Raw genomic sequence first — 1,809 nt, forward strand, 5'->3', positions numbered from 1 at the left:
GCCCGGCCGAGGGCCCCGGGCCCGCCAGACCAGGTAGAGCGCGGAGGCCACGGCCGCACCCCGCAGCACCCACGGCCACGCGTCGCCGATCGCGGGGCTCATCTGCCCCTCAGCGATGGGCGCGCCCCACCGGCCGTCCATCCGGCCCCACAGCCAGACGAGGGCGCCCGCGGCGACGACCCCGGGCAGCCCCATCACGACCCACTTCGCCTCCGTCCGCGACAAGGTGCGGGAGCCGTACGCGAGCAGCCAGCCGACCGCCATGGCCAGCAGGGCCGGCGGGGGGTCCATCACCGCGCCGGCCACCAGCAGCGCGGCGGCCAGCAGGAGCAACGGGTGCGCGAAGCCGCGGCCCGCGGCAGCCTCGCGGTCACGGGCGCGGCGCAGTCGCGGCAACCGCCTGCGGCGCGGCGTCCCGGCCTCCGCCTCGTCGGGCTCCTCGTCCTCCTCGAAGTCCTCCTCGAACTCCTCGTCGTCCTCGTCGTCGTCCGCCGCCACCGGCGGCCTCAGCACCGCCGGGATCTCCACCCCGCCCCGGAAGCCCGGCACATCGGTTCCCGCGCCGAACTCACCGGTGTCTCCGAACCGGCCCGGGGCCACGCCCCACCAGTCCGTGTCGTCACCCGACGGGCCGAGTTCGTCCGACCCCGCCCGGTGCGGCGGGGACGGCGCCGGGCGGGGCGACGGCCTCGAAGCACCTTCCCGCGCTTCCGACGCGCCCTTGCGCGAACTGTCTTTCCGGAGCCTCGCCAGGCGCGGGCGCGGGATCCCCGCCGGCTGCGCGCCGGCCGTGTCCGGCTCCCGCGGCGGCAACGGGGTGCCGTCGCCCGACGAGGCCGCCGCCGCGACCAGTTCGTCGGGGGTGCCGAGCTTCCCGATGATGCGGCGCACCGCCCCCGGGGTGTCCGCGGCCTGCGCCACCCGCTGCCGGTCGATCTCGCCCCGCAACTCCGACACGAGTCTCATCCGGGTGCCCGAGGACAGCTGTTGCTGCTGTGCCAGGTCGCCGACCCGGCTCAGGTAGTCGTAGACCAGCTGGTCGCTCTCGATCCCCACGCGATCGTTCCCCTCTTACCGCCCTGCACCGACGGTAGCGTCCTCGGGCCTGTCCGGAGCGACTACCGTGGGACGGATGGGGATGACCACACCACCGCGGACGCTCGCCGAGGCTCTGCGCGCCCGGGACGACGAGTCACTGGCCGGGCTGCTGCGTGCCCGGCCGGATCTCCTCACCCCCGTGCCCGGCGACATCACCCAGCTCGCGACACGCGCCGGCACCCGTGCCTCCGTCGTCCGCGCCCTGGAGCACCTCGACCGCTTCGCCCTGCAGACCGCCGAGGCCCTGGCCGTCGCACCCGACCCGGCGCCGTACGACATCCTGCTGGGCCTGCTCACGGGCGACGGACGGGACGACGGGGAGCACCGCGGCGACGCGGGCGCCGCGATCGTGGCCGCGCTGCCCGGCGCCCTCGGCACGCTGCGCGAACAGGCCCTCGTCTGGGGCGAGAACGACCGGCTGCGCCTGGTGCGCACCGCCCGCGAACTGCTGTCGCCCTCTCCGCAGCACCCTTCCCCCACCGGTCTCGGGCCGACCGTCGCCGAGGCCACCGCCGGCATGTCGCCCGGCCGGCTCCAGGAGATCCTCACCGAGGCCGGGCTGCCCGCCACCCATGACCCGGTCTCCGCGGTCGGCGCCCTCTCCGCGCTGTTCACCGACCGCACCCGGATGGGCGAACTCCTCGACACCGCACCGGTGGAGGCCCTGTCGGTGCTGGACCGGCTGGTCTGGGGCCCGCCGTACGGCGGGCC

1 protein-coding gene and 1 pseudogene are annotated in these 1,809 nt (G+C 76.3%); one reads left to right on the forward strand and one right to left on the reverse strand.

The window, feature by feature from the left end; all coding sequences use genetic code 11:
* On the reverse strand, nucleotides 1–1,056 hold a 1,056-nt coding region (locus tag JGS39_RS39220), incomplete at its 3' end, for a hypothetical protein (protein WP_219574539.1).
* 76 nt (nucleotides 1,057–1,132) lie between these two features.
* On the opposite strand from JGS39_RS39220, the pseudogene JGS39_RS39225 reads away from it, so the two are divergent.
* Nucleotides 1,133–1,809, forward strand: a pseudogene (locus JGS39_RS39225) (DNA-binding protein); the annotation flags it as partial.

The sequence above is a fragment of the Streptomyces poriferorum genome (genome assembly GCF_019399235.1).
Taxonomy (GTDB): Bacteria; Actinomycetota; Actinomycetes; order Streptomycetales; family Streptomycetaceae; genus Streptomyces; species Streptomyces poriferorum.